Annotated in this window: 15 protein-coding genes; 6 read left to right on the top strand and 9 right to left on the bottom strand. The window is 53.9% G+C overall.

Annotation, left to right across the window (positions count from 1 at the left end):
- On the top strand, window positions 1–1,404 hold a 1,404-nt coding region (locus ABD971_RS12265), incomplete at its 5' end, for a sigma-54-dependent transcriptional regulator (RefSeq protein WP_345322430.1).
- A 99-nt stretch (window positions 1,405–1,503) separates the two neighbouring features.
- Here the strand turns inward: ABD971_RS12265 and ABD971_RS12270 are convergent.
- The 5 genes from ABD971_RS12270 to ABD971_RS12290 all read right to left on the bottom strand — a co-directional run bounded on the left by ABD971_RS12270 (window position 1,504) and on the right by ABD971_RS12290 (window position 4,362).
- Window positions 1,504–1,992: a DUF1269 domain-containing protein gene (locus ABD971_RS12270; protein WP_345322432.1), complete on the bottom strand. Its 489-nt coding sequence runs from the start codon at window positions 1,990–1,992 to the stop codon at window positions 1,504–1,506.
- Window positions 1,989–2,213, bottom strand: coding sequence for a zinc ribbon domain-containing protein (locus tag ABD971_RS12275; protein ID WP_345322434.1), 225 nt, complete (start codon window positions 2,211–2,213; stop codon window positions 1,989–1,991). Before ABD971_RS12275 ends, ABD971_RS12270 begins: the two co-directional genes overlap by 4 nt.
- A 123-nt stretch (window positions 2,214–2,336) precedes the next feature.
- Window positions 2,337–2,984 carry a hypothetical protein gene (locus tag ABD971_RS12280; RefSeq protein WP_345322436.1) on the bottom strand — a complete coding sequence of 216 codons (648 nt, stop codon included), beginning with the start codon at window positions 2,982–2,984 and terminating at the stop codon, window positions 2,337–2,339.
- Window positions 2,985–3,190: 206 nt separating this feature from the next.
- Window positions 3,191–3,673 carry a pyridoxamine 5'-phosphate oxidase family protein gene (locus tag ABD971_RS12285; RefSeq protein WP_339943112.1) on the bottom strand — a complete coding sequence of 161 codons (483 nt, stop codon included), beginning with the start codon at window positions 3,671–3,673 and terminating at the stop codon, window positions 3,191–3,193.
- 122 nt (window positions 3,674–3,795) lie between these two features.
- Window positions 3,796–4,362: a type 1 glutamine amidotransferase domain-containing protein gene (locus tag ABD971_RS12290; RefSeq protein WP_345322440.1), complete on the bottom strand. Its 567-nt coding sequence runs from the start codon at window positions 4,360–4,362 to the stop codon at window positions 3,796–3,798.
- A gap of 389 nt (window positions 4,363–4,751) precedes the next feature.
- Here ABD971_RS12290 and ABD971_RS12295 point away from each other — a divergent pair, with 389 nt between their 5' ends.
- The 4 genes from ABD971_RS12295 to ABD971_RS12310 all read left to right on the top strand — a co-directional run bounded on the left by ABD971_RS12295 (window position 4,752) and on the right by ABD971_RS12310 (window position 16,774).
- The gene (locus ABD971_RS12295) at window positions 4,752–9,011 is read left to right on the top strand and encodes a PAS domain S-box protein (RefSeq protein ID WP_345322441.1); all 4,260 of its coding nucleotides are present in this window, start codon (window positions 4,752–4,754) and stop codon (window positions 9,009–9,011) included.
- 60 nt (window positions 9,012–9,071) lie between these two features.
- Entirely contained in the window at window positions 9,072–11,357 is a 2,286-nt protein-coding gene (locus tag ABD971_RS12300) for a CHASE3 domain-containing protein (protein ID WP_339943108.1), read from the top strand.
- A gap of 211 nt (window positions 11,358–11,568) precedes the next feature.
- Entirely contained in the window at window positions 11,569–16,047 is a 4,479-nt protein-coding gene (locus ABD971_RS12305; protein WP_345322442.1) for a chemotaxis protein CheB, read from the top strand.
- 40 nt (window positions 16,048–16,087) lie between these two features.
- Complete coding sequence (locus ABD971_RS12310) at window positions 16,088–16,774, top strand: hypothetical protein (protein WP_345322444.1); 687 nt, start codon at window positions 16,088–16,090, stop codon at window positions 16,772–16,774.
- 167 nt (window positions 16,775–16,941) lie between these two features.
- Here ABD971_RS12310 and ABD971_RS12315 read toward each other — a convergent pair whose 3' ends face one another.
- The 4 genes from ABD971_RS12315 to ABD971_RS12330 form a co-directional block, all read right to left on the bottom strand.
- On the bottom strand, window positions 16,942–17,967 hold the full coding sequence (locus tag ABD971_RS12315; RefSeq protein ID WP_345322446.1) for an NADP-dependent oxidoreductase: 1,026 nt from the start codon (window positions 17,965–17,967) through the stop codon (window positions 16,942–16,944).
- 121 nt (window positions 17,968–18,088) lie between these two features.
- Window positions 18,089–19,459 (bottom strand): NAD-dependent succinate-semialdehyde dehydrogenase, encoded by a 1,371-nt coding sequence (locus ABD971_RS12320; protein WP_345322448.1) that lies wholly within the window; start codon window positions 19,457–19,459, stop codon window positions 18,089–18,091.
- A 313-nt stretch (window positions 19,460–19,772) separates the two neighbouring features.
- The gene (locus tag ABD971_RS12325; protein WP_345322450.1) at window positions 19,773–20,795 is read right to left on the bottom strand and encodes a hypothetical protein; all 1,023 of its coding nucleotides are present in this window, start codon (window positions 20,793–20,795) and stop codon (window positions 19,773–19,775) included.
- A gap of 341 nt (window positions 20,796–21,136) precedes the next feature.
- Window positions 21,137–21,265 carry a hypothetical protein gene (locus ABD971_RS12330; RefSeq protein WP_345322452.1) on the bottom strand — a complete coding sequence of 43 codons (129 nt, stop codon included), beginning with the start codon at window positions 21,263–21,265 and terminating at the stop codon, window positions 21,137–21,139.
- Window positions 21,266–21,353: 88 nt separating this feature from the next.
- On the opposite strand from ABD971_RS12330, the gene ABD971_RS12335 reads away from it, so the two are divergent.
- Window positions 21,354–22,466 (top strand): hypothetical protein, encoded by a 1,113-nt coding sequence (locus tag ABD971_RS12335; protein ID WP_345322454.1) that lies wholly within the window; start codon window positions 21,354–21,356, stop codon window positions 22,464–22,466.
- Window positions 22,467–22,476 lie beyond the last annotated feature (10 nt).

Consider the following 22,476-nt stretch of genomic DNA (forward strand, 5'->3'; position numbering starts at 1 on the left):
GAAAAAGCTCTGTCCACGATTGCGGATGTAGAGACCGCCGCCACCGCCAAGGAAGGTCTCGAGAAATTACGTGCCGGCGCGTTCGACACGGTCTTGCTTGACATTCAATTGCCGGACCAAAACGGATTGGCCGTCTACTGCGAGATTCGCGAATTTGATCGCCGCATCCCCGTGGTCTTTATGACGGTTGAGGCCGCCAGCAGCACGGCGATTGAAGCAATGCAACTAGGCGCGTTCGATTACATCGGCAAACCGCTCTCGGTCGACCCGCTCCGCGATCTGATCGAAAAAGCGATCGAACAGCGTCAAATCAGCAGCGTTCCGGTGGCGATCAGTGCCGACGACAAGTCGCCTGGTGAATCGGGCGAGCTATTCATTGGCCGATCGCCAGCCATGCTGGGTGTTTTTAAGGCAATCGGAAAAGTTAGCAAGCAAGACGTGCCGATTTTAATCCGTGGTGAGAGTGGAACGGGCAAAGAGCTGGTCGCTCGCGCGTTGTACCAATATAGTCACCGAAGTGATGAAATCTTTTTGGCGGTCAACTGTGCGGCCCTTCCAGACAACTTGCTCGAGAGCGAATTGTTTGGACATGAAAAGGGTGCGTTCACGGGCGCCGAGTCGCGACGGATCGGTAAGTTTGAACAGTGTAACGGTGGCACGTTATTCCTGGACGAAATCGGCGACATGGCTCCTTCGGTTCAAGCCAAGGTGTTGCGAGTGCTGCAGGAACAGCGGTTCGAGCGGGTTGGTGGCAACAAGGAATTGACGACCGACGTACGCATCATCGCCGCGACGAACCGGCCGCTCGAACAGATGGTCGCGGACGGCGATTATCGCGAAGACCTGCTGTATCGCTTGAACGGGGTCACGATCGAATTGCCGCCGCTTCGCGAACGACTCAGCGATGTACCAGCGCTAGTGCAATTCTTTATGGCGCAAGCGAAGAAGGAATTCAACAAACCCGACTTGGAAGGCTTGTCCCCCGAGGCGGCCGAGTTATTCGAAGGCTATCATTGGCCCGGCAACGTACGACAATTACGAGCGGTGATTCGCCGCTGCGTGCTCGACACAGTGATGCCGGTCATCACCCCCGACGGGCTGCCCAAAGAGATCACGCGGATCAAAGCCGCGGACAACGCTCTAGGTGGTGTCCCGGTGTCCAATGAGACGCTCGACGGCGCAGGGCTGCCACAGTTGGTCAAACGCCTGCTCGCGGAAAAATCGACCGATGTCTATGCCGAAGCGACTCAGTACATGGAAAAGTACGTGATCACCGAAGTGCTCAAATCGACCGGTGGCAACCAAAGCCAAGCGGCCGAGATCCTGGGAATCACGCGTGGCAAACTGCGAGACCGAATCACGACGTTCGACATCTCGTTGACCAGCAACGTGCAAATCGGCTAGCCCGTAGTAGTGCAGGCTGCGAGCCTGCACTAAAAACAAATCAGCACGAAAACAAATCAGCACAGGCCGGAGACAGCCTGTGCTGTTTTTTTAGCTGTGCTATTTATCGAATTGTTCGAGCGATGTCGGCGGCACCGTTCGCAACATCGCCGCCGCTTCGTCAACGCGAATCGCGTCTCCGGTGACGATGATCAACACGGAGCCATCGCGGACTTTTGCCTCGTATTGGGCGGCAACATCGTGCTCGACGCCCCAGCGATTGATCGCACTTAACAAGCTGCCGCCCACCGCGCCGGCGGCCATGCCAAAGATCGGTCCGGCGACCAACATCGGTCCCATCATGGTCATCGTGCCCAGTGCGGCCCCCAAGGTTCCGCCCGCCAGCGTGGACGCCGCCGTCGTCTTTTCCGACGACAACGCGTTCTCATCCGCTTCGGTCACCTGCCGCAGCTCGGCAAGATTTTTATCCTCGGCATGCGTCACGATCGAGACTTCGTCCATCGTGAAATCGCCCGTTTCGAGCACTTCGATTGCGGTCCGAAATTTTTCCGTGTTGCGAAACTCGGCGATCAAACACTTCTCACTCATCGACGGTCATCCTTTATCTCGGGCGGATTGGGCTGCAGCGACTCATTGGACTCGCCCGGAAAGTCGACTTGCGAGTGCCGCGTTGGGGTAATATCAGCAGGGTGTTCGACATAAATCTTTTCGCCACATCGTGGACACGCGACGGCGCGATCATCGACGTGTTTTCCACAATGAGGACACGGCACTTGATTCAGCGGTGCGTGATCGGTGTTAGCATCCATCATTGTCTCTCGTTTCTTTGTGATGACGGCCGTTTTATGGCGGCCTTTGTATGACGGCCTTGTGATGACAGCTCAGCGGGAACGTAACCAAACTTCCGCCAGCGCGTTGCAAACTCACGCTTTTTAGTAGTCCACACGCTCATCAGCCGCATCGAACCGTGCGTCGTAAGCGATTTGAGCGAGATAGTTTTTCAAAGCGACCACTTCGTTGCTGTCGAGTTTGTCTTGAATCGACTCGACCGATTCACGCATCAGGTCGACCATCCGCTGGACTTTCAAGTAATCCATGCGGCGATAGGTATGTCCGGGGCTACTCCGTTTTGCCAACGTTTCTTCGATCGGTTTTCGATAAGGCTTTAGCGCCTCATGATCGAGAGGTTTGGGCCAATAGAGCTGGCCGGTTTGACGATCGATTTGGTTGCCCGTCAAGCGGTCCGGCGCGGCCTGTTTCGCCAATCGGCGTGCCTTTTCGTCATCAATCTCGCCCCTTGCATCCGTCTGCGACTCATCTCGCAGCTCTTGCAATTCGTAATACTGTTCGACACTCTCCTCTCGATTTTGCAAACGCAATTCGAGAGCTCTTTGCAACTGCACTGCAGACATCGACCGCAGCAACGCGCCTTTACCGAGCCCACGGGCATAGTCGCCACTCGATTCCAAAATATCCCCTTGGGCCGTCGCGGCACCATCATCAAACAACCCGTCGTCGGCGAAAGCTGGTGCGACTAAAAACAGGATTAGCGCGAGGGGAATTAGTCGTAAAACAGACATGATCGGGAACTCGTTAAAAGGGTGAAAAGGCAAACAAATCGACGCGAGCGGCAGCTGCGAGAGCAGCAGAGAGCCTGCTCTCGCAGCGGACTCTGCATTCACAGATACCTTTTATTGACGCAAACCGCGTTCCAGCGAACGATCGCAGGCGTCGTTTCCAACACGGATCGCGGTTCGAGCGAAGTCGAGAGTGACATCGATACGGGCTACATCGATACCGATGCATTGATCGAAGCATCTTTTTCCGGCCGATCGCCCTGCAAGTAGGCTTTGCCGGCTTTGACAAGGTACTTTAAGCCGGTCATTCCCGCGTTATCCCAGTATTCGCCGCGTGTCGGTTCGACTCGCAGCAGTACAAGCGATGGGCTCGATTTGCCCTCGGGAAACCATACTTTCCAGGCCTCGTTCCACAGCTCGTCGATTTTTGCTTGATCATCCACTGCGTGGGCTTTGCCCGACAGCGAAACAAATTTGTTGGATCCTTGCATGGTCACCGCGACGTCATCATCGAGCATCAGATCGGCGATTTTGCCGGAATTTCGATCGGTGACAAACCACAAATCTCCGTCGTCTTCGATCTGTGCTACAGCCATTGGCCGCGAGCCGAGCGCTCCGTTTGCCGCGCGGGTCACCAGCATCGCGTGATCAAAGTCAGAAATTAGGTCAATTAGTTTTTCGTGCTTATCCATGGGGTCTATCTCATTCCTAGTTTGCGAAGCATGATTTCGATTCCGATGCAAATGCGTGCAGCATGATCATTCACGCTGCACGCACTGCATCGTTAACAATGTTGACTAAAATCCCGTATTCGCTATGCCGTTTGCTCGGCGTGCTTGCCTTCGGCAAACTCTTCGATTGCCTTGTCACAGAAAGCGGGCAAGTCATCCGGGTTACGACTGGTGACGAGTCCTTCGTCACACACACATTCTTCGTCAACCCAATTGGCCCCAGCGTTTTTGAGATCTGTCTTTAGACTCGGCCACGACGTCACGCGGCGACCGCGAACCACGTCCGCTTCGATCAACGTCCAAGGGCCGTGGCAGATCGCGGCGACCGGTTTGTGCTGCTTGAAGAAATCACGGACGAAGCTAACCGAGTCCTCGCACATGCGAAGCGCATCGGGGTTGGCAACACCGCCCGGCAGGACCAGTCCGTCAAAGTCTTCGGCCGAAACAGAATCGACGGCCTTGTCCACCTTGAATGTGTCCGCTTTCTCGTCGTGATTCATGCCTTGAATCTTGCCCGTTTTTGGCGAGACCAGCACGACTTCGGCGCCGGCGTCCTTGATGGAATCCCAAGGCTTGGTCAGCTCCACTTGTTCGAAACCATCGGTGGCGAGGAACGCGATCCGCTTGCCGCTGAGTGTCTGTTTGCTCATTTCTATCTCCGTATCGAGTTACGATTATTCGAGTTACGATTTTTCAATCGAAATCCCCCGTCGAGGACAATTGAAAAGAGATGCAGATTGCATGCCGACAAACGGTAGAACCACAAGCCAATAGAGTTGGCGGCCCCTTGCAGATACACTCTAAGTGACCGCGAGACAGGGTCTAATTTGACTGCGAACCAACCAGGCTGACCGATTTCACGCCAACCCAAGTGAGGCGTCGATAGACAGAGACCAAGGGGGGATGATTTGCACCCGGGCCAGCCGCATGGGGACAACGAATTCGGCAACAAAACCTGGATGATTTCGTCTGCACCGATCGGCGTCGACCTCTACATTTTGCAACGGACCCGCTAAACTTTGGCGGGAGAATATTAACCATGAAGCAGAGCGACCGAGCGGACATGGAATCCGTAATTGCGGATTTGCAGCGTGAACTCAAAGCGACCCGTCTCGACCTTCAACGGTCGATCCAGGATATGGAATCGGCCAATGAGGAGTTAAGGGCTTCCAACGAAGAACTGCAGGCGATGAACGAGGAACTGCAGACGGCCAATCGAGAGCTGCATGTCAGTCAAGAACAACTCGCCACGCGAGAGGCCCAACTGCGGACGATTACCGATGCGATCCCCCCCGCCTTTGCGTTTGTCGATCGTGACATGCGGTACCGATTTTCCAATGCCGCGCATGCTAAGCATTGGCAGCAACCGATTGAACAAATCGTGGGCAAGACGGTGACCGAGGTGATCGGCCCTGAAGTTTTCGCGACGATCGAACCCTATCTGCTCGATGCATTCAACGGACTCCAACAAACCTACGAACTGCAACTAAACTTCCCAGGCGTCCGCGGAAAACGGATCAAGGAGGTGACGTATGTCCCGCAGAAAAATCCCGATGGCAGCATCGGGGGTTGCCATGTCGTGCTGACGGACATCACCGAACGAAAACGAACCGAGCAGGAATTACGAGAATCACGTCGAGAGCTTGCGGTGGGTGTCGAAGTGGCCAAGCTAGGGCTGGGCCGTGTCGATTTCCGCAGCAACAGCGTCGCGCTGACCGCGGAAGCCGCCGCAATGTATGGGATCAGCGACAAAGCGATTGTGATCACGCGGGATGATTTCCATAGGACCTATCATCCCGAGGACCGTGATGAAATCATCCAACGGGTTCAAGCTTGCTTGGATTCCGACGGCGACGGCCATTGCGACCTTGAACATCGCATCGTGTTACCCAGTGGTGAAGTGAGATGGATCAACGCGCGAAAACAAGTATCGTTCGATGATTCTGTGCAGCCGCCGATCCCGATGACGGCAATCTTGGCGGCACAGGACATCACCGACCGCAAGCGTGCCGAGTTAAACCTGGCGTTTCTTTCTGAATTGCAATCACGGCTCAATTCGCTCTCGTCGGTCTCGGAGCTAATGCAATTGGCGACGCAGCAAACCGCCGAGTACCTCGGGCTATCGCGTTGTTTGTTGGTCGAATTTGACGAGCAAGCAAAGTATGCCGATATCGTGCATGAATATCTTCGAGATTCGCAACCCTCGCTGCTGGGCAAGCACTTGGTCACGAGTTTTCATTCTCCGGCAGAGCGACAAAGCCTACTTGCCGGAAAACAATTTTATCAGGGCGATACACAGCACCATGACCAAGACCCCAAGATTGCGAGTCATTTTCGGAAGTACCAAATCGGTGCGTTTTGCAATTCGGCCTACGTCACCGAACAGCGTATTCGCTTTGTGGTTTCGGCACTAAAATCCCACCCCTATCGCTGGCGTCGCGACGAATTGGACTTGCTCCAGGATATTGCCAATCGTGTCTGTGTCCGCATCGAGCGTGCCCGAGCCGAAACCGAGTTAGCGGACCGGGAAAATCATCTCCGGCGAGTCATCGATAATACGGTTGCGTTCATCGGAGTTTTGGATCACGAGGGCAACTTGCTCGAAGCCAACCAGACCGCGCTGCGTGCAGGCCAATTGCAACGCGACGACGTGATCGGCAAACCGTTTTGGGAATGTCATTGGTGGAACTACGACAACGACATTGCCGATCAACTACAACAAGAGTTCGCTCGCGCGATCAACGGCGAAACCATTCGCCACGACGTCGTCATTCGTATTGGCAAAGATGATCGAACGACGATCGATTTCATGTTGGCTCCGATCCGGGATGCCGATGGCAAGATCACCTATGTCATCCCGTCGGGCGTGGACATCAAGGACCGCAAGGCCGCCGAGGACCTGGTTCGGCAAAATGCCGAACAATTGGCAGACAAACAAGCCAAACTGATCGCCTTGCTCGCGGACTACGAACGTGCCGAGAGCAAACTACAAGTGTTGTTCGACAACGGTTATTACTACACCGGCATTATTGAACTCGACGGAACCACGACCGACATCAACGAGATTGCCCTGAAACAACTTGGTGCAACTCGTGAAGAAACGATTGATCGATTGTTCTGGGACTGCCCTTGGTGGGGAAACAATGAAGAGGTGAAACGGAAACTCCGCGACGGCTTGACTTTAGCGACGGCAGGCGAAGTCTATCGCGAGGACTTGCCGTTTTGGTTACCCGATGGGACCGAACGAATCACCGACTTCATTTTCACCCCCGCACGCGACCAGAACGGCGAGGTGGTGTTTCTTGTCGCCAATGGCAGCGATGTGACCGAAGTAAGACGCGGACAAGAAGAGCTGCGGAAACGCGAACAACATTTGAAATTGTCGCTCCAAGCGGGGCGTTTGGGAACGTGGGAATGGAATCCAATCACAGGGAAAATTCAATGGTCCGAAGAACTGCAATCGATTTTCGGGATGAGCGAACCTCGCACTGACATCACCTTTGACGACATCCTGCAGATCGTTCACCCGGATGATCGCGAGGAAGCGGCCCATCACTTGCGTTCGACCGTGCGGGGCAACGAATCGACTTACCGGTTTGATTGCCGGATCGTCCGCGAGGACAACGGAAAAACCAGTTGGGTGGAAAATCTAGGCCTCATCTCGCGTAACAAAGCGGGCATCGCCAAATTGGTGACCAGTATCACGCGCGACGTCACCGAGCGGAAACAAACTGAACTGGCACTTGCCGAGGGCAAAGAACGGTTGACGATGGCACTGCGTGCCGGAGGAATGGCGGTCTGGGAATGGAGCGAAGAAGGGGTGTTTTGGGAAGATTCGATGTACGACCTGCTCGGACTTTCACCTAACTGCCGACGCAACGCCAGCACGTTGATGCAAATCGTTCATCGAGAAGATCTGCCACGGATGATCCACGCGTGGCGTCAAACGGTCAACGGCAACGCCAGTCTCGATGAAGAATTCCGCATCCTGCGTCCCGATGGGTCCGTACGCTGGATCGCCGGGGTGGGCGAACAAGTGCTCACCGACAAAGGCGAACCGAAACGGATCCTCGGTTTGATCTGGGACATCACCGAGCAGCGTGAATTACAGGACTCGCTACAAGAAGCTCGGGCTCAAGCGGAAGCCGCCAGCGATTCGAAAAGTGAATTCTTGGCGAACATGAGCCACGAAATCCGCACCCCGATGACGGCGATTCTAGGCTACACTGATCTGATTGCAGAACAAATCAAACACCCCGAGGCGCTCGAACACGTTCGTACGATCCGTCGTAACGGAGATTTTTTGCTGGACATCATCAATGACATCTTGGATTTGTCAAAAATTGAAGCTGGCAAGCTGGATATTGCTCCAGAACGCTTTGCGCCGAATCGGTTGATCGAAGACGTCCGCTCGATCATGGAAGTGCGAGCCACCGAGGGAGGCTTGAATCTTGACGTCGACTATGTCGGAAAAATCCCCTCCGAAGTCGTTTCGGATCCGAAGCGGCTCAAGCAAATCCTGATCAATCTGGTGGGTAACGCGATCAAGTTCACTCCCAGCGGCGAAGTGCGTTTGCGAATCGGCTACCAACCCGACGATCGGCGATTGAGAATCGATATCATCGACACCGGAATCGGCATGAAACCCGAGCAGAAGGCACGATTGTTCAAACCATTCACGCAGGGCGATTCGAGCGTCACGCGGCACTTTGGCGGAACGGGACTCGGATTGGCGATTAGCCAACGACTGGCGAAAATGCTCGGCGGAACGATCACGGTGAACAGCACCGAAGGTCAAGGCAGCACCTTTTCGTTGACGATCGCGACGGGGGATATTCAAGGCGTTGACATGATCAAGCCAATGGCGATGATCCAGCCCAACCAGGACGAGGCACCTATCGCTTCGATCACGCTTGACTGCTCGGTGTTGGTGGTAGACGATCGCCGTGACATTCGCTTTCTGACGAAATCATTGTTAACCAAAGCGGGAGCGACCGTTGACGAAGCCGAAGACGGCGAGGTTGCGATCAAGAAAGTCAAAGCGTTGATTGGCAAGGGCGAATCCTACGACTTGATTCTGCTGGACATGCAAATGCCAAAACTCGATGGCTACCAAACCGCCGAGCAACTTCGCAGGATGGGTTTTTCAGCGCCTATTATCGCATTGACCGCCGACGCGATGCAGGGAGACATGAGTCGTTGTATCGAGCAGGGGTGCAACGACTATCTCAGCAAACCGATACATAAAGCAACGATGTTACAGATGGTGAGCCGCTATGTTGGTTCAATGTCGAAATAAATTATGCCGCACCTTATTCGAGCAGGCACTGCAGCTCGAAGTATTTTGCATGGAAACCCAGTGAAGGAACCTGATTCGATTCGCCGCCCGCAACGGATGGCGGAACCGTTTGCCGTGGCCGCAGTCGTCACCTTGTTGGTGATCACCGGGTTCGTCACTTTTCATAACACGCGGCGGTTGCGTGCGCACACCGATTTGGTCGGTCATTCCCACAAACTTTTGGGGCTGCTCGAACGCATCGAATCGACGATAAAGTCGGCCGAAACCAGCCAACGCGGTTTTCTGATCACTGGCCAAGAGCCGTATCTTGAACCGTATTACAAGGCGATTACCGCAATCGATGGTTTGATCCACGAATTGGCGACGACCACCGAATCGGATCCCGTCCGGCATGCAAAAATCGCTCCCTTGCAGGACTTGATCGACCAGAAACTCGACGAACTTTCGACGACGTTAGAGTTGCGGCGGCAGGCCGGATTTGAGTCGGCACAGACCTTGGTCGCCACCAATATTGGCAAACGAACAATGGATAGCATCCACGATCAAATTGCCGAATTTCGGCGTAGCGAGGAAAGTTCGATTGCGCTCCGAGAACAGACGGCGGCAACCACGTATTGGACGGCTCTGGCCACGGGACTGATCTCGACCGTCGCCGGGTTGATCCTTGTCGTTGGCGTGCTGTATTTGGTTCAGCACAATCGACATCGGGCCGAAAAATATGCCATCGCACTGAAGGTCGAGCGCAACCGGTTGCAGGAAACACTCGATCGCGCAGGGCGGTTGGAGTCTGAAAATGTCAAGATGAACCAGTACTTGCGTACGTTCCTGGAACAGATCGAAGACTATGCGATTTTTGCCATGGACGCCGAGTGTCGAGCCACCACGTGGAACCGCGGCGTGTTGAAAGTGCTCGGGTTTAACGAGGCAGATTTTGTTGGCAAAGACGTTCGCGAATTGATCTTTACCCCCGAAGCGATTGCGATGGGGATTCCCGACTCCGAGTTTGCTACGGCGGCGATGCTCGGCAGTGCTAGCGATGACCGCTGGATGATGCGGGCCGATGGCGAACGCTTTTGGGCCTCGGGAATCAGCAGCGTTGTCAAAGACACCGATGGCAAGATTGTCGGTTACAGCAAGGTGATGCGGGATTTGACCGAGCGGAAACACGACCAAGATCAACTTGCCGAACTTGCTGCGAAACTATCGGAAGCCGATCGTCGCAAAAATGAGTTTCTTGCCACGCTGGCTCACGAGCTTCGCAACCCGCTCGCTCCGATCAAAAATGCAATCCAGTTGATGGAAATGTCCGAATTGCCACCGGATACCGAAGAACTGCGTCAAACCATGGCACGCCAAGTCGAGCAACTGATTCGTTTGATCGATGATCTGCTCGACGTATCGCGGATTGGACGTGGCAAAATCCAGCTCAACAAAGAAGTGGTCAACCTGAGCGAGGTGATCAAAGCCGCGGTCGAAGCCTCGAGCACTTTCATCAACGAGAAAGATCAACATCTACGACTTGATTCATGTGAACAGGACGTGTTCGTCCGAGCCGATCCGGCCCGAATGACGCAAGTTGTGTGCAATCTGCTGAACAACTCATCGCGATACAGCGACAGCGATTGCACCATCGATCTATCGTTGTCGGTCCAAGCAAACGATGGCGATCGCGGTTCGGCCGTGATCGTTGTGCGGGACAATGGTATTGGCATCGCGACCGACCGGATTGAAGAGATTTTTCAAATGTTCGCGCAAGTCGATGACTCGCTGCGGCGCGGAAATGCCGGCTTGGGAATCGGACTGACGCTCGTGAAAACGTTGGTCGAAATCCATGGCGGCAGCGTGACCGCGCATAGCGAAGGGATCGGTATGGGCAGCACGTTTACGGTTCGCATCCCGCTTGCGGATCCCACCGACGAGACAACAATGAAACATGTCGCGACCGAGCCGATCGGAGTCACAAAACCCTTCAAGGTGCTGGTCGTCGAAGACATGAAAGCACTGCGGACCATCATGGCTCGCTTGCTGACCAAGCTCGGACACGAAGTCGAGGTGGCCGAAGATGGACTAAGTGCTCTAGAGAAACTGAGCGAGTCGATTCCGGACGTGATTTTCTCTGACATTTCGATGCCGGGGATGACCGGTTACGATCTCGCTCGCAAGTTGCGTGAACGGGATGCGACCGCGAAAATTTACTTGGTTGCAATGACCGGGTATGGCCAGTCCGCAGACCGCGAACAGGCCCACAACTCGGGTTTCGACGAGCACATGATCAAACCGGTCGACATCACCAAGCTGCAGTCGCTATTTCAACGACTGGCGGAACGGCAGCAGGCACAAAGTTGACGTGCCGAGGCAGGTTGGTCGTCGTTAGGTTCACGCAGTGGCCCCGACAACCATGTTGCGATCGGGACCGTAGCTCAATGCCACCGCGCGGCTTAGTTGGCCAATCGGCTATTTGGCATAAAAGTTGCTCGGCTCGTTCCTCTTGGCAATAAAAGATAGTAGAAGAAACACGTTTGCAGTTTGCCTCGATTCGGTCTGCCCGCTTGAAGTTATGGAAGAAATCTCATCTCGTTTGTCGCCGCAGCCCGATTCTGTGCCAACAAAAAAGTGCTACGTCGTCGGGATTGGTGCCTCAGCGGGCGGATTGGAAGCTTTGGAGTCATTTTTTCAGGAGATGCCCGCTCACAGCGGGATGGCGTTTGTTGTCATCCAGCATCTTTCGCCCGATTTCAAAAGCCACATGGGCGAATTGATCTCGCGAAAAACGGGAATTCCGGTGCTTGAGGTCGAAGATGGCACTCAGGTCCAGCCCGATTCGATCTATCTGCTGCCTGCAAAAATGGAGATGGAAATCTCGGGCGGACGACTACGGTTGACCAAGCGAAATCCAGAACGCAGTTTTTCGCATCCGATCGACAAATTCTTTTGTTCATTGGCCAAGGACCAACAGCAGCACGCGGTTGCCGTTGTGCTTTCGGGCACCGGCAGCGACGGTTCCCGGGGGATTCGTGACATCCACGAATCGGGCGGCTTGGTGATCAGCCAGGATCAGGCGTCCGCCAAGTTTGATGGGATGCCAATCAGCGCTCAAGAAACAGGCTTGGTCAATCTCGTCTTGCCGCCCAGTGGGATGGCCAAGGCCTTGGTGCGATATGTCCAAGGCGACATCACTCGCGATGATCTCAGCGAAGACCAACTTCCGACGTCATCCTTAGCCGGCATCGATCGCATCTTTCAACTGCTCAATCAAGCATTTGGGATCGATTTCTCGCAATACAAATCATCGACGGTCGGTCGTCGTTTACAACGCCGGTTCGACATGCTGCAGATTCGTCGATTCGAAGACTATGTGGCCTATATCGAGGACCATCCGAACGAATTAAGCGACCTGTATCGTGACCTGCTGGTCGGGGTCACCCAGTTTTTTCGTGACCCCGAAGCGTATGAGACGCTTGCCAAGAAGGTGATTCCCAAGATTTTTGATGCCAATTCAATAACCAAAACGGTCCGTGCCTGGGTCGCAGGCTGCGCCTCGGGTGAGGAGGCATATTCGATCGCGATTTTGTTGGACGAAGAACGCCGCAAACGTAATGCGACGTTCGACATCAAAATTTTTGCTACCGATGCCCACCCCTCTTCGATACAAACCGCAGCACGCGGTATTTTCTCGGCGGATGCACTCGCGGACATGTCCGAAGAGCGCCGCGTTCAGTATTTCCGCCGCGATCATGACCGTTATCAGGTCAGCCCTCAACTGCGTCAGATGATCGTCTTTGCTCCCCACAATGTGATCAGCGATGCGCCGTTCACTCAGATGGATTTGGTGACTTGCCGAAATCTATTGATCTACTTGCAGTCGCCGGCACAAGCCAAAGCGCTGTCCCTATTCCATTTTGCGTTAAAGACCAACGGCACTCTGTTTTTGGGTCCGAGCGAATCGCCGGGCGACCTGAGCGACGAATTTCAGGTGATCAACACTCATTGGCGAATCTATTCCAAACGCCGTGATTTACGAATGCCACCCGGCAGCGATTTGCCGTTGACCCCGCGAACCGAAAAGTTTTCCAGCATCTCGCTCGCGCCCACAATGCGGCAAAGCAATCGTGTCGATTCTAAATTGCTAGGCATCTACGATGCCCTGCTGAATCAAAAAATGGGTTGCAGCATCCTGATCGAACACAATGGTCAAATCCTGCATGTATTTGGAGGCGCCGAGAAATACCTACAGTACAGTTCGGGACGCCCGAGCAGTCATGTGCTGGATGCAATTGTCCCAAGGATCAAATCTTCGTTATCCGCGGCGCTGCACCACACCGCAAAAAAGCAGGAGACGGTCAAATTCAAAGTCTCGCCGCTGCAAGCCGAAGAAAACGCCACCGAATTGGTCATCGCAGTCGAACCGATTCGGGACCAGCCTTCTGGTTTTGACAACTTCTTAATCTCGTTCACCGAGGAAGCATCACCACTCTCTGCGACGTGGCAGAACCGTATTGCCGAGCACGTCGTTGATTCGCCAAACGATCATCAGGGCGACCGGGTCACGGTGTTGGAATCGGAACTACAGCAGTCGCAACAAAATTTGCAAGCTACCATCGAAGAGATGGAAACGTCCAACGAGGAACTGCAAGCCGCAAACGAAGAACTTGTCGCTTCGAACGAAGAGCTGCAAAGCACGAACGAAGAACTGCACAGCGTTAATGAAGAGCTGTACACCGTGAACGCGGAACATCAACGCCGCGTGGTCGAATTGGCCGAAGCCAATGCGGACATGGATAATTTGTTGGCGACGACTCGCGTTGGCGTGGTGTTCTTGGACCATGATTTTTGCATTCGGCGGTACACGCCGCAAATCGCTGAAATACTCCGTATCCAGGAACAAGACATCGGCCGTTCAATCGAAGATTTCTCGCACCGATTGCGACGCGACAATTTGATTGAAGACCTGCACCAAGTTCTGCAAACCAAACAGGAATTGGAAGCCAAGGTGTCTGACCCAGCAGGGCACGCATTGCTGTTGCGAGCGGTCCCGTATCTGTCGGACAACGAGGTTCAGGGAGTGGTGTTGACGTTGATCGACATTACCTCACTGAGTGCCGCGGAAGCCCAATTGGAACGATTTAAATTCATGACCGAAACGGCGAGCGACCTCGTCTTTTTGGCAGACCCGCAAGGTCAATTCCACTACGTCAATCCATCGATGTGCGATACGCTCCGCAGCGACAGAGACGAACTGCTGAAGATGACACTGATGGATGTGCAGTGTGATCTGGAAGAAAGTGATTACCAAAAGTTGTTTGCCGACGCAGGTAACAAACATCTAAAACCATTCCAATCCGATTGGAAACTTAGCGACGGTTCGCTGATTCCGATGGAGATCAGTGTGGCAAGTCTGCAAATCGAAGACCAACGCTATCTCTGCGCCAACGCTCGAGATATTAGCGATCGACGCGCCGCTGAATTAGAGATGCGTTTGCAACATCTTGCCATCGAATCGACACAGAACGGGATCGTGATTACCGACGCCACCGCCGAAGACAACCCGATCACCTATGCCAACCCCGGTTTTCTGCACTTAACAGGCTACGACCGCGAAGAGGTCGTGGGCGTCAATTGCCGTTTCTTGCAAGGCGATGACAGCGATCCGGACATTCGGGCACAACTGCGTGCGGCGATTTCCGCAGGACAATCCTGTCACGTCACGCTGCGAAATTACCGCAAAGACGGCACACCGTTCTGGAACGATCTACAGATCACCCCGGTGTTTGATGAACGCGACCGTTTGGTGAACTTTGTCGGAGTGCAAAACGATATCACCGACCGCATGAAAGTTCAGGAAGCGTTGCAACTCGCCAACCAAGAAGCGAAAGCGGCAAGCGAAGCAAAGAATTCGTTTATGGCCAACATGAGCCATGAACTGCGGACTCCCATGACAGCCATGCTAGGGTTCGCCGACATGCTGAGCGAGGAACTTAACGACGAACCGTCGCTGGAAAAAGTCACCACGATCAAACGCAATGGGGAATACCTGTTGGCGCTGCTGAACGACATCCTTGACTTGTCCAAAATCGAATCGGGCAAGATGGAAATTCATCCGCAAACATTGAGTGTCCGTAAACTGCTGGGCGAGGTTCAGGAGCTGATGCAGGTCCGGGCCTCGGAGGAAGGTGTACCGTTGACCTTTGATTGGAGCCTCGATAGCCCCGCCGAAATCACGGCGGACGCGGTTCGGGTTCGCCAAGTGCTGGTGAATTTGATCAGCAATGCGCTCAAATTCACTGACGAAGGACACGTTCGTGTCGAGATTAGTATGAACGAGGAGACCACGCCAGCGACGATTGCGATCGCCGTTCGCGATACAGGAATCGGCATCCACGAAAGTCATTTGGCCGAACTATTTACCCCCTTTAGTAACACAGGGGCAGCGCGGCGACGGCGATACGGTGGCACTGGATTAGGGCTCAGCATCAGCAAACGCTTGGCCGAGGGAATGGGAGGCCAAATCACCGTCGAAAGCGAACTTGGGGTGGGCAGCTGTTTCACGTTCACGTTGCCGCTGACCCCCGACCAAGCCCTCAATGTTCGAACGCTTGCGTCTGAGGAACCGGCGACCGAACACGCTGAAACCAAACGCGGCACTTTTCCCAAATTTAGTGCGCGGGTTTTATTGGCGGACGATCGCCGTGACATTTGGCGAATTGGTAAATATTTTCTTGAGAAGTGCGGCGCTGATGTCACGGTTGTCGAAGACGGGTTGCAAGCGGTCGAAGAAACACAGCGTGCTCATAAGGAACAACGCCCCTTTGATTTGATCCTGATGGACATGCAGATGCCGGTCATGACCGGACAGGAAGCGGTCGCGGAAATTCGTGAACTCGGTTTCAAAACGCCGATCATCGCTTTGACCGCCGATGCGATGGAAGGCGAACGCGAAGCCTGTATCGCGATGGGCTGTGACGACTACTTTCCCAAACCGATCGATGGGGTGAAGCTGATGAATTTGGTGGCATTTTACCTTGCCGAAACTCGCTAGGTGTTTCGGTTCCCATGTCCAATACTAAAAGTAAACTTCGTTGAGTCATTCCAATCATTTGCGTCGAACGATCATCATCATCGCACTCGCCGTTGTGCTTGTGCTAGCTGCGTTGATCGCATGGCAGTTTCGCTCGATCGAACATCTCGCGACGGGACAACAGCAACACAGTTTCGTAATCGACTGCGATTTTGCCAAGTTTCGTCAAATTATGGTACGCAAGAACGCAACCGCCGCGATCGTGGGGCACACCGGCATGCGGTTGATTGGCGAGCAGGTCGAAGGCGTGATGCTTGACACGTCCCAAGACGACCGTCCGCTACTGAACGCCATTCGCGGCGTGTCGAAGACCGAGGTTGCTGCAGTCAAGGAATTGACGGTACAGTTGGAAGACCCGACGCTCGAAGCGAACGAACTGGTGTTGGAACAGAATGCCGACATCCAACCCGATCACATCGACGTGATCACCGCTTCTAAACGTGCGGCCGGTCGCCTGAAACATTATCAAACCACGCTCGACGCGAAACCGGATCCTGAGGGCACTCGCGTGGTTTTGACCGTCGAATTGGACGTGCTCGTCAAAGTGCCAAGTCTTTTTAAGCACCGCGCCGACGCGGGAGTTCAGCAGGCGGCGGATGATGCGATCAACGGTCAAGCGGCAGCGATCGAGGCATTTATCGCCCGGCATGCGGACGAACTTCTGATTTTGCCCGAACTGAATCGCTAGTGTACCAAAGGCGATGTGAGCCAAGCACCAGCGTCAATGAAGATTCGCGGCCCCCTTGCCCAACGCTGCAAGACATTTCATCGCGTGCATCGGCGGTCCATTCTCGCCGCCACTTCGAAACACATGGCGAGTTTCGCCACGCATCGCTCTTTCGCCTCTTCAGTTTCTTAGCCGATTCGTACTAACGCCTTGCCTAGATTGCTTCCATGGAAAAGCCCAATGAAAGCTTCCGGTGCATGATCGAGTCCTTCGGTGACCGATTCTTCCCAATCGATTTGTCCCGATCGGATCCACGCAGACATGTCACGCAGGAATTCGTCGTGATCGGCAAAATGGTCGCGAACGATAAACCCTTGCATGCGGATTCGCTTGGCGATGACTTTGAACAAATTGCGAGGCGCCGCCGGAGGTTCCGTGGCGTTGTAGGTCGAGATCATGCCACATTCGACACAGCATCCAAAATCATTCATATGTTCGATTGCTGCTTCTAAGTGTTCGCCACCGACGTTGTCAAAGTAGATGTCGATTCCGTCAGGAGCGAGCGAGCCCAAAGCTGCCGAAAGGTCGTCCGTCTCTTTATAGTGAATCACCTCGTCTACATTCGCTTTCTCGCGAAGCCAGAGGATTTTTTCATCGGACCCAGCACTGCCGATCACGCGACAGTGATACGCTTTTGCGATTTGACACGCCACCGACCCCACGGCGCCGGAGGCGGCGGATACAAACACGGTGTTCCCCGACTGCAGATTGGCGATCCGTTTCAGTCCGACCCAAGCAGTGAACCCCGTCATCCCCAGCACTCCTAAATAGCTTTGAATCGGTGCCACCTCGGGATCGACTTTGGTAACGCTGTTGCCGTTGGAAATCCAGTATTCTCGCCAACCGCTGTTGCCCAGCACGTAATCGCCAACGGAAAAACATTCATGCCGTGATTCGACCACCTTGCCAATGCATCCACCCTCGAGTGGCTTTCCGATCTCAAAGGGAGGCACGTAACTTTTGCCCTCCTTCATTCGCCCTCGCATGTAGGGGTCAACCGACATCCATTCGTTCCTAACCAAAAATTCGCCATCTGCCAGCGGCGGCAATTCCACGGTGACCAATTCAAAATTGTCAACCGTTGGCACTCCCGCCGGACGTGAGACGAGTTGGATCTGGCGGCTTTCAATCTTCTTTGCTGTTTCAGTTTCCATCGTTTGTTCCTCTTAATTGGTCGACCAGTTGATTGTGACGACCTTTTGATTGGTTTATTGCGCCACGGCGATACATGACGGCGGCGAAGTGGTGCTGTGAACCGACCGTCAGTGTGTTGTGTTAATCTTTTCCCAGATGAATCAGTTTTTTGTTGACAAACTCGAGAATCCCCAGGTGTGACAGCTCCCTGCCGTATCCCGAATTCTTGATTCCTCCAAAGGGCAACTCGGCTTGTGATTTGGTCGGCTGATTGACAAACATCATGCCGGTCTCGACCCGCTCGGCCACGCGGCGTGCCCGAGCGATGTCCTTCGTGTAGACGCTGCCTCCCAACCCGTAGGACGAATGATTCGCCAACTCGATCGCTTCCTCTTCGTTCTTGACCACGTAAACAGTCGCCACGGGGCCAAACAACTCTTGATCGAAGGTGGGCATATCGGGGGTAATGCCTGTCAAGATGGTTGGATTAAAGAAGGCACCCTCTCGGTCTGGACGATCTCCGCCGAGCACCACCGTGGCTCCGGCGTCAATGGATGCTTGCACTTGCTGTTGCAACTGGACCGCTGCCGCTTCGGTGGACAACGGGGCGAGTGTGGTGTCTTCGTCCATCGGGTCCCCCATCTTCATGTTACCCATTTTTTCTTTGAACGCCGACAAAAATTCATCTGCGACGGACTCCACCACGATGAAGCGTTTTGATGCGACACACGATTGCCCTGCGTTCACCATTCGGCCTTGTACCGCCAACTCGACTGTCTTCTCGAGATCGGCGTCCTCGAGCACGATGAATGGATCATTGCCACCGAGTTCTAACACGGACCGCTTCAGATTTTTGCCAGCCAATGCAGCCACCGCCGCTCCAGCTTTTTCGCTTCCGGTAAGTGAGATTCCCTGCACTCGCGGATCTGAAACAATCACCTCCACGAATTCAGACGGGATAAACAAGTTGGTATAAACCCCGTCGGGTAACCCACAATCGGCAAACGCCTCTGCGATTGCTTCCGCACATTGCGGAACGTTGCTAGCGTGTTTCACCATCACAGTATTGCCCGCCATGATGTTCGGAGTCGCGAAGCGGACGACTTGGTAGAACGGAAAGTTCCAGGGCATCACTCCCATCAACACCCCCAGCGGCGCGTATTGGATATAGGCATGGGTATTTTCGACTTCCATCGGCTGGTCGGCCAGAAAGGACTCGGCACCGTTGGCGTAGAACTCGGCGATATTCGCACAGTATTCGATTTCACCCTGGCTTTCCGAAATCCGCTTTCCCATATCCAGCGTGATCAACCGCGAATACTCGTCCGCGTGCTGACGAAGGTGGTTCGCAAATTTCAACATCACCTTTTTTCGTTGTGCGAACGAAGTTTTCCGCCAGCTGTCAAAAGCCGTGTCGGCATTGCCAATCGCATCAAGCGTTTGGTCTTTGGTCAGCGGTGTAAACGTTTTCAGTGTTTCGCTGGTCGCAGGATTAACGCTGGTGATCGTCATTGATTTCATCTCCAAAGAAAGGGGAAGAGCACGGTACGGATGCCAATCCACACGGTGATGCTGAAATGCAGGAGCGTGTGCCTCCGTCGACATGCAACTCGATTTTGGGGTTGGGACCTGCGGACTCGTGTAACCGCCTGCCGGCATGCCTTGTCCCACATGTCTCGTCCCAAATGAAAACGTGCCCCATTCGCTTGCGGTCCCCGTCAGTTCCCGGATTCAATACCGGCACGAGGATCACTGCCAATTGGGCACGCTTATCAGGTGCGATCGGCATACCGAAGCCGGTCGCATTTCAAAGATTCAGATACAATTATTTGTTCTGTTTCTTGGTTTGATTCGAATCCGCGATCAAAATCACACGGTCGCCGACTTTAACGGGAACACCAGTGACGGTCACCTGACTACCTTCTTTAAGATTTTTGGCATTTGCAGGATCCCCCATGTCGACGGTCAGCTTTTTGCCGTCTTCGGTGTCCAATTTCACCACTAAATGCTCATTTCCCTTCACCGTCGCCTTGCGAGTCGATTGAACGGTTCCGCTGAACCGACGGCCTGTACGTTTGATCTCGCGTTGTTTGCCTTGTTGCTCGATCGTGGTTGCAACCAACACATCCTTGTCGCCTCGTTTTACAACCGGACCGTAAGCGGTGAACGCGTCGCCATCGAACAACTGCAGCGATGTGCCAGCGTCGCCGAAGTCGACCCACATCGATTTGCCCTCGTCGGTCTTTGCTTTGACCAACAGACTCATTGCACCAAGCCGCTTGATCATCTTCGTTTCCTCGACGGTCCCCGATAGCTTGTACGCCTTGCCGCTCAGTCCTTTTTGAGTCGTCTGGGCAACATTGCTTCGATGCACCGCATTCTGCCCCGCGATCTGGCTAAAGTCGTAGGTGTCATACATACCGTCGCCATCATCGTCGCGGTAGGTCGCATAGCTGTCGTGCAGATAGTCGCCATCGGTATCGTGGTATCGCGACATGGTTTCGTAATTGCCGTCGCGGTCATTGTCTTGATAGGTGGCGTAGCCGTCATCGAAATCGTCGCCATAGAACTCTTCGGCCGACACGGTCTCGTCGTCGTTATCGTTGTCCGAGCTGGTTTGTTTATCGTAAAAATCAAAACGCTCGTCATCCCACCGTCCGATCGCTTCGTCGGTCGGATTGTAGTCGTTGCCATCGAACCACTCGCTGACGTCATACCACGCATCATCCTCATAGCGAGACCCCGTGTCGCCAGCTTCGCGATCGGTGAGTGCAGAGGCGTTTTGCGCGGGGGCGGATGAGATCATCAGCATCGGCAGCAAGCAGGCGGCTAGTTTGCGGACTGTCATTGTCTTGAACTCCAGTGAGAAGGGTAGCGTTTTCGCAGTGCATGAAGAGCTGGTTCTGCTCCACTTGAGAAACGAGTCACAAAGTGAAGAAGAGTCGCGAAGTAAATAGCTGGCAAATGACGTGCCGAAGGAGGATCTCGAGCCGAGCTGCAATGCATCTCTCGAATCATGGCGGGGGTCTGTTCAATGACCGACCAGGGTGATCAAAACGACCTCCTGTTTTGCAACTGCACCACACACATTCGCTGCCCGTCCCCCTTTGCCGAGACGTTTTCCATTCCCCGCATCTTTTCGCCGGGATACCAGCGACGAATCACCTTCGATGGCGACGATTGACACTGTCATCCCTTTAGAAAGGTCAGCAGTGAACTCTCGGAACTCTCGGCAAGCAATCCGCCTCGCCTCGCTGCCGATACCGTTTTCACGGCATAAAACGATGTTTTTCTCGCAAACGGGCTAGTGGTCGGCATGATCGTTGCAATTTATTCCAAGCATCGGAAGTCCCGAAGTGATCTTCGCGATCACGTCCCCTTAACCTTCTTCACAGGAGAAACATTGATGAGTAAGAAACGAATGTTATTGGCGAGTTTGATCGCAGCGAGTTATTGTGCGATGCCAGTCGCCAATGCCGACGAACACGCGTCTCGGTTCTACGAAGACGACGCTTGGTATGACGTCAGCGAGTGGTTCGACGGCAACGACTACAACCCAACCGACGAAGCGATCGGGCGGTGGGATAACGAGACGTTTGAATACGCCGACAACCTATCCAGCACAGATCAAGACAACGATGACATCAACGACCGGGAAACAAATTACGGCGATTACGGTTACGCCAACGATACAAATCGGTCCAACACGTCATCGGAATCCAACGCATCGTCGGATGATCGCTGGTTTTACGACTACTATGACGATGGCTCGAGCCAACAGTCAAACCAAGATGGAATGACTTGGTTTTCGCTCTACCAAGATACGGACGACGATGGCGTCTACGATAGCTATACCCGTTATCGTGACACCGACAATGATGGCATCTACGACGCGTTCACGTACTACAGTTTTGATTCCGCAGGAGACCAAAACCAGCAAGCGAAATCAGAAGCACAAAGTAAACAGAAGGACCTGAGTTCCAAGACCGAGCAAGTAGCGGGCGAGATCGACCGCATCAAAACGGTCGACGTTCGAGGTCGTGACCACATCGTCGCATTTGTCAAAAATAACGATGGCAAAGCAACCGTGGTCGATCTCGGGGTCAAACAAGAATCGAACTCGTTGTCTCAAGGCGACAAATTGACGGCGAGCGGACACCGCATGAAGGTCGGGGACAAGTCGATCTTGATCGCAACCAAGGCGAAAACGAAGTCGTCGGACTTGACTATTGACCGCAATGGTCGCAAATACACCGGCAACGTGGCCAGCACTCGCGAGGTCACCGTGCAAGGACAAAAACACCTGCTGGCAAAAGTCAAAACCGACAACGGTAAATCGATGATGGTCGATCTCGGTCCCAAGGACCAATTGTCAAAATCGCCTCGCCAAGGCGATAAGGTAACGGTCCAAGGCGTCCCTGTGAAAGTAAACGACCGAATCGTTTTGATGGCCCGCACCTTGGGTGAAGGCGAAAATCAAAGCGAAATTAAGCGGAAACAAGCGAAATCGAAGAGCTAATATTGCGTAA

It is taken from the genome of Novipirellula rosea (assembly GCF_039541335.1).
Classification (GTDB): Bacteria; Planctomycetota; Planctomycetia; order Pirellulales; family Pirellulaceae; genus Novipirellula; species Novipirellula rosea.